Genomic DNA, 6,864 nt, shown 5'->3' with positions numbered 1-6,864 from the left:
CGGCCGCCGCCCGCGGACCCGGGTCAGCGGGCGGCCACCCGGCGGTAGCGGGCGGTCGCCAGCGGCGCGAAGATGCCGATGATCACGATGCAGCTGAGGATCGCGTACAGGGCGGCGTTCTCGGCCGGCCATCCGGACGGCTCGGGCCAGCCCGCCGGGCTGGTGTTGCCGAACAGGTCGCGGGTGGCGTTGACCGCGGCGGTGAACGGGTTCCAGTCGGCGATCGTGCCCAGCACGCCCGGCAGGCTCTCCTGCGGGACGAACGCCGACGAGACGAACGTCAGCGGGAACATCCAGATCAGCCCCGCACTGTTGGCGACCTCGACACTGCGGGCGACGAGCCCGATGTAGGCGCCGACCCAGGACATCGCCAGGGCGAACAGCAGGATCATCAGGTAGCCCAGCGCCGCCTCGCCGACGCTGCTGTTGATCCGCCAGCCGATCAGCAGACCGCACACCGACATGACCACCAGCACCACGATGCTGAGCACCTGGTCGGCGGTGGTGCGGCCGACCAGCACGGCCAACCGGGACATCGGCAGCGAGCGGAACCGGTCGATGATGCCCTTCTGCAGGTCGTTGGCGAAGCCGATCACGGTGTAGGAGGAGTTGAACGCGACCGTCTGGGCGAAGATGCCCGCGATCAGGAACTCCCGGTACTGCGCACCACCCCCACCGGGACCACCGATCGCGTCCCCGAAGACGTAGGCGAACAACAGCACGAACATGATCGGGAACGCGGTCGCCCCGAGCAGCCAGTCGGGGTTGCGCCGCACGTTCATCACGTTGCGCCAGGTGATGGTCCCGCTGTCGGACAGGACCTTGGCGAACCCGGTCACGGGGTCTCCTCCTCGGTGGCGTGGCCGGTCAGGGACAGGAAGACGTCGTCCAGGGTGGGGCGCTGCAGCGCGACGTCCTGCACGGTCACGTCCTCGGCGTCCAGCTTGCGCAGCGCCTCCATCAGCGCCGTCGCACCGGCGTCCACGTGGACGGTGACCGTGCGGGTGGCGTCGGTGACCACGGGCTCGCTCGTGCCGACCTCCTTGAGCACCCGCTCGGCGGTGTGCAGGCTCCCCGGGTCGGCCACCACGAGTTCGAGCCGTTCCCCGCCGATGCGGTCCTTGAGCTCGTCGGAGGTGCCGCGGGCGATGACCCGGCCCCGGTCGATGACGACGATCGTGTCCGCCAGGCGGTCGGCCTCCTCCAGGTACTGCGTCGTCAGCAGCACCGTGGCGCCGGTGGCGACCAGCTGCTCGATGACCTCCCACATGTCCAGGCGCCCGCGCGGGTCCAGCCCCGTGGTCGGTTCGTCGAGCACCACGACCTCGGGGTTGACGACCAGGGCGCCCGCGAGGTCCAGCCGCCTGCGCATCCCGCCGGAGTAACCCTTGGCGGCGCGGTCGGCGGCCTCCTCCAGCTGGAAGCGGCCGAGCAGTTCCCGGGCGCGCTTCTTCGCGTCCCGCTTGTTCAGGCCGTAGAGCCTGCCGACCATGTAGAGGTTCTCGAAGCCGGTGAGATTCTCGTCGACGGCGGCGTACTGCCCGGAGACCCCGATCGAGGCCCGCACGGCGTTCGGGTCGTCGAGTACGTCGTGCCCGGCCACCGTCGCCTCGCCGGAGTCGGGTTTGAGCAGGGTGGTCAGGATGCGTACGGTCGTGGTCTTCCCGGCGCCGTTCGGTCCGAGCAGGCCGAGCACCCGGCCGGTGGGCACGTCGAGATCGACGCCGTCCAGCGCGCGGGTCGCACCGTAGGTCTTGACGAGACCGCGGGCACGAACCGCGATCGGTCTCTCGGTCTGGGGCATAGGGCCAGAGTAGAAGCGACCACCGACAGATGTCGGCCGAATTCCGTCGGGCGGTTCCCGCGTCCGCGGGCCGTCAGTCGGCCGCCCACTCGTAGGAGAGCTGGTAGCGGTGCGCGGGCAGCACCATGTCGTTCATCTCCAGCGGTGTCCCGTCCCGGCCGTGGGCGATGCGGGTGACCGTGAGGACGGGGATGCCCTGGCCCAGCTGCAGCGTGGAGACCTCGTCGGGGGTGGGCATCCGGGAACCGACGTGCTCGGCGTAGTGGCCGAGCCGGTGTCCGGCCTCCTCCAGCCGCGCGTACGACCCGCCCGGCCCGGCGTCGTCCCGTTCGATCGCGGTGCCGCGGGTCAGCGCGCGGGACAGGCGGGAGACGGCGAGTTGCACCACCTCCCCGTCGGCGCACATCACCCGTTCACGCACGGTGACCTCGTCCCCGGGGGTGAGGGCGAGCTGCCGTGCGGTGCGCTCGTCGGCGGGCTCGAACCGCACGGTGACCGCCACCGACGGGGTGAATCCCTCGGACGCCGCGTCGGCGCGGAACGCGCCCCGGTCCTGCTCCCGGGCGGAGCGGGACAGGCGGGACCGGGCGAGTCGGTGGATGGTGGTCCAGTCGCGGACGAAGACACCGCGGCCCTGCTCGGTGACCACGACCCCCTCGGCCCGGAGCAGGTTCAGCGCCTCCCGGATGGTCAGCCGCGAGGCGCCGTACGACTCGACCATCTCCCGCTCGCTCGGCAGCCGGTCACCGGGGCCGTACTCACCGGCGGCGATGCGGTCGCGGACGTCCGCGGCGACCTGGCGGTGCACCGGCACGCCACTCGTTCTGTCCACCATCGGGTCGATTCTCCACACGCTCGCCGACGGGTCAGGGGAGCTTACATTCTGACCACGGGGCCGGTGTGAGCGAAAGTGACCACCGGTCCGGAGGTGTTGACCTGCCGCATCACCGGGTGTGCGTCACCGGTGGCCGTGAGGGGCACATTCCCTGCGCCTGACGCAGCGAATGTGCCCCTCACGGCACCTGACGCAGGGAAGGTGCCCCTCACGGCCACAGCCGGGGTGACACCGTCCGGTCAGCGTTCCAGGATCGCGGTGATGCCCTGGCCGCCGGCGGCGCAGACGGAGATCAGGCCCTTGCCCGAGCCCTTCTCGGCGAGCTGCTTGGCCAGGGTGGCCACGATCCGGCCGCCGGTGGCGGCGAACGGGTGGCCCGCCGCCAGCGACGAGCCGTTGACGTTGAGCCAGTCCCGGTCGATCGCGCCGACGGGCTCGTCACGGCCGAGGCGCTGCTTGGCGAACTCCGGGTCCTCCCAGGCCTTGAGCGTGGCCAGCACCTGCGAGGCGAACGCCTCGTGGATCTCGTAGTAGTCGAAGTCGCCCAGCGAGTGGCCCGCCTTGTCCAGCATCCGCGGCACGGCGTAGGCCGGGGCCATCAGCAGGCCCTCGTCGCCGTGCACGTAGTCCACGGCCGCCGTCTGCGCGATCGTCAGGTAGGCCAGCACGGGCAGGTTGCGCTCCTTGGCCCACTCCTCGGTGGCCAGCAGCACCATGGAAGCGCCGTCGGACAGCGGCGTCGAGTTGCCCGCCGTCATCGTGCCGTCCCGGCCGCCGAACACCGGCTTGAGCTTGCCCAGCTTCTCCGCCGACGAGTCCGGGCGCAGGTTCTGGTCCCGGGTCAGCCCCAGGTACGGGGTCACCAGGTCGTCGAAGAAGCCCCGGTCGTAGGCGGCGGCCAGCCGCTGATGGCTGGTGGCGGTGAGTTCGTCCTGCTCGGTGCGGCCGATCTCCCACGCCTTCGCCGTGCGCGCGGCGTGCTCACCCATCGACAGGCCGGTGCGCGGCTCGGCGTTGCGCGGGATCTCCGGGACGAGGTGCCCCGGGCGGAGCTTGCCGAGCAGCTTGGCCCGCTCACCCGTGCTCTTCGCCGCGTTGAATCGCACCAGCAGCTTGCGCAGCGAGTCGTTCACCGCCAGCGGCGCGTCCGAGGTGGTGTCCACCCCGCCCGCGATCGCCGAGTCGATCTGCCCGAGGGCGATCTTGTTCGCCACGTTGACGATCGACTGGAGGCCGGTGCCGCAGGCCATCTGCACGTCCGAGGCGGGCGTGGTGGGCGAGAGCGCGCTGCCCAGCACGGTCTCGCGGGCGAGATTGAAGTCGCGGGAATGCTTGAGCACCGCCCCGGCGGCGACCTCGCCGAGCTGTTCGCCCTGCAGCGAGAACCGGCTGACCAGGCCGTCCAGTGCGGCGGTGAGCATGTCCTGGTTCGAGGCGTCGGTGTAGGGGCCGTTCGAACGGGCGAACGGAATGCGGTTGGCGCCGACGATCGCGACCTTCCGCACGCCGGTCTCCGCGGCCTTTCCGCGGCCGCTCCGCCCCCGGCCACGGCCGGATTTCTGCGCTGAGGTCATGGCTCCTCCTGGTCAGCGTATTTTCGCACCCGTCTCAAGGGTAACCTACTCGCTAGTAGGTTAAGCTGTGGAGTGCATACTCGGCACGGGAGGCAGACCGATGGCTGACAAGTACCAGCAGTTCACCACGACACCCGTGGGTAAGTTCCTGACCTCGAAGCTCGGGCTCCCCGAGCCGCCGGTGCTGCGGCGCTACTCCCCGGGCCAGCCCCCGCTCGAAGGGCCGGCACTGCTGGGGGCCGCCCCGAACGGGCGGCTGGAGAAGACGCTGGCGACCCAGCTCGGCAACGCCGGCATCCAGGTGCTGCGCTCGGCGTCCGAGAGCTCCCGCTACGGCGCGCTGGTGTTCGACGCCACGGGCATCACCGACCCGTCCGAGCTGCGCGAGCTGCACGCTTTCTTCCACCCCGTGATCCGCAACATCGGGCACTCCGGCCGGGTGGTGGTCCTCGGCACGCCGCCCGAGCAGGTCTCCGGCCGGGAGCGCATCGCCCAACGCGCGCTCGAAGGCTTCACCCGCACCGTCGGCAAGGAGCTCAAGCGCGGCGCCACCTCGCAGCTCATCTACGTCGCCGCCGGTGCCGAGGAGGTCGCCGAGTCGACCCTGCGGTTCCTGCTGTCGGCGAAGTCGGCGTTCGTCGACGGCCAGGTGATCCGGGTCGGCGCCACCGGCACCACGACGGCGTCCGCGCCGGACAGCTGGGAGAAGCCCCTGGACGGAAAGACCGCCCTGGTCACCGGCGCCTCCCGGGGCATCGGCGCCTCCATCGCCGAGGTGCTCGCCCGCGACGGCGCGCACGTGGTGGCACTGGACATCCCGGCACAGGGCGCGGACCTCTCCGCCGTGGCCAACCGCACCGGCGGGTCGGCGCTGCAGCTGGACATCACCGCCGCCGACGCGCCCGACCGCCTCGCCGAGTACCTCACCGAGCGGCACGGCGGGGTCGACGTCGTCGTGCACAACGCGGGCATCACCCGGGACAAGACCCTGGCCAAACTCAGCGAGGCCCAGTGGGACTCCGTGCTCACCGTCAACCTCGCCGCCCAGCTCGCCGTGAACGACAAGCTGCTCGCCGACGACGTCCTGCGGGACAACGGCCGGATCGTGGGCGTGTCCTCCATCGCGGGCATCTCCGGCAACGTCGGCCAGGCCAACTACGCCACCAGCAAGGCGGGCGTGATCGGCATGGTCGACGACTACGCCGCGCGGATGGCCGAGCGCGGTGCCACGATCAACGCCGTCGCGCCCGGATTCATCGAGACGCAGATGACCGCCGCCGTGCCGCTGATGATCCGGGAGTTCGGCCGCCGTCTGTCCAGCCTGTCGCAGGGCGGACTGCCGGTGGACGTCGCCGAGACCGTCGCCTGGTACGCCAACCCCGCCTCGACCGCCGTGAACGGCAACGTCGTCCGCGTGTGCGGCCAGGGCTTCCTGGGGGCCTGAGATGACCGTCAAGCAACTCGACACCGTTCCGAGCCTGGGCACCCTCTACCCGAAGGCCGTGCTCGGCGGACTGCGCAAGAACGGCGGCGACACGCTGCCGGACACCGAGTACGTGCGCACGGGCGTCACGATCGACCCGGCGCACCTGGCCGCCTACGACCGGGTGTGCGGGTTCCGGCTCGACGACGAGGTGCCCGCGACCTACCCGCACGTGCTGGTGTTCGGGATGCAGGTCGCGCTGATGACCGAGCCGGACTTCCCGTTCCCGCTGCTCGGCATGGTGCACGTCGCCAACCGGATCACCCAGCGGCGGCCCGTGCGGGTGGGGGAGACCTTCACCCTCCGCGTGCGGGTCCGCGACCTGCGGCCGCACGAGAAGGGCAGGCAGTTCGACGTCGTCAGCGAGCTGGTCTCGGAGGACGGCGCGTCGGACGAGCCCGTGTGGACCGACGTGAGCACCTACCTGCGCCGGGGGTCGGGCGGCTCCGGTGCGTCCGGTGCCGACGGCGGGTCCGGGCAGGAACCGGCGAAGAAGACCGAGCTGGCCGCGCCCACGCCGGACGCGGTGTGGACGGTGCCCGGCGACATCGGCCGCCGCTACGCCGAGGTCTCCGGCGACCGCAACCCGATCCACCTGCACACGCTGACGGCGAAGGCGTTCGGGTTCCCGTCCGCGATCGCGCACGGCATGTGGAGCAAGGCCCGCGCACTGGCCGCGTTCGAGGGCCGGCTGCCCGGGGCGTACTCGGTGGACGTGCGGTTCAAGCTGCCGGTGCTGCTGCCCGCGAAGGTCGCCTTCACGTCGTGGCGCACCGACGGCACCGACGGCACCGACCGCGACGGGTGGGCCTTCGAGCTGTGGCACGCCCGCAAGCCCAAGCCGCACCTGTCCGGCACGATCACGCCGGAGTAGCACCGACGCCGGGTCCCCGGGGCGGCCGCTGTCGTGCCGTGAAGGACTCCTTCCCTGCATCCGACGCAGCGAAGGAGTCCTTCACGGCACCCGCTCCCGGTGGGGTGGGAGCGGGTGTCACTCGCCGATGACGGGTGGCGCCGTGCGTTCCTCCGTGCCGAAGAGGTCGTCCGGATCGGCCTCGACCAGGTAGCTCGGACGCTGGTGTTCCTCGTCCTCACCGCCCTGGCCGCCGCGGTTGGCTCCGGCGCCCATCGGCGCGCCCCCCATGGCCCCGCCGCGACCGGCCGCCGC

At 71.6% G+C, this 6,864-nt stretch carries 6 protein-coding genes; 2 read left to right on the top strand and 4 right to left on the bottom strand.

The window, feature by feature from the left end; all coding sequences use genetic code 11:
• Nucleotides 1-23: 23 nt before the first annotated feature.
• The 4 genes from ACTIR_RS0119630 to ACTIR_RS0119610 all read right to left on the bottom strand — a co-directional run bounded on the left by ACTIR_RS0119630 (nt 24) and on the right by ACTIR_RS0119610 (nt 4,213).
• Nucleotides 24-839: an ABC transporter permease gene (locus ACTIR_RS0119630; protein ID WP_007025291.1), complete on the bottom strand. Its 816-nt coding sequence runs from the start codon at nt 837-839 to the stop codon at nt 24-26.
• A complete protein-coding gene (locus tag ACTIR_RS0119625) occupies nt 836-1,804 on the bottom strand; it encodes a daunorubicin resistance protein DrrA family ABC transporter ATP-binding protein (protein WP_026455555.1) in 969 nt (322 codons plus the stop codon). The genes ACTIR_RS0119630 and ACTIR_RS0119625 overlap by 4 nt, the downstream gene beginning before the upstream one ends.
• 73 nt (nt 1,805-1,877) lie before the next feature.
• A complete protein-coding gene (locus tag ACTIR_RS0119620) occupies nt 1,878-2,639 on the bottom strand; it encodes a GntR family transcriptional regulator (protein WP_026455554.1) in 762 nt (253 codons plus the stop codon).
• A gap of 239 nt (nt 2,640-2,878) precedes the next feature.
• A complete protein-coding gene (locus ACTIR_RS0119610) occupies nt 2,879-4,213 on the bottom strand; it encodes an acetyl-CoA C-acetyltransferase (RefSeq protein WP_026455553.1) in 1,335 nt (444 codons plus the stop codon).
• A 100-nt stretch (nt 4,214-4,313) separates the two neighbouring features.
• Here ACTIR_RS0119610 and ACTIR_RS0119605 point away from each other — a divergent pair, with 100 nt between their 5' ends.
• Both ACTIR_RS0119605 and ACTIR_RS0119600 read left to right on the top strand, forming a co-directional pair.
• The gene (locus tag ACTIR_RS0119605; RefSeq protein WP_026455552.1) at nt 4,314-5,657 is read left to right on the top strand and encodes a 3-oxoacyl-ACP reductase; all 1,344 of its coding nucleotides are present in this window, start codon (nt 4,314-4,316) and stop codon (nt 5,655-5,657) included.
• 1 nt (nt 5,658) lies between these two features.
• Nucleotides 5,659-6,570 (top strand): MaoC/PaaZ C-terminal domain-containing protein, encoded by a 912-nt coding sequence (locus ACTIR_RS0119600; RefSeq protein ID WP_026455551.1) that lies wholly within the window; start codon nt 5,659-5,661, stop codon nt 6,568-6,570.
• The last annotated feature ends 294 nt before the right edge of the window (nt 6,571-6,864 follow it).

The sequence above is a fragment of the Saccharomonospora iraqiensis subsp. iraqiensis genome (genome assembly GCF_000430445.1).
Lineage (GTDB): Bacteria > Actinomycetota > Actinomycetes > Mycobacteriales > Pseudonocardiaceae > Saccharomonospora > Saccharomonospora iraqiensis.
This window is presented reverse-complemented; position numbering and strand designations above follow the sequence as displayed.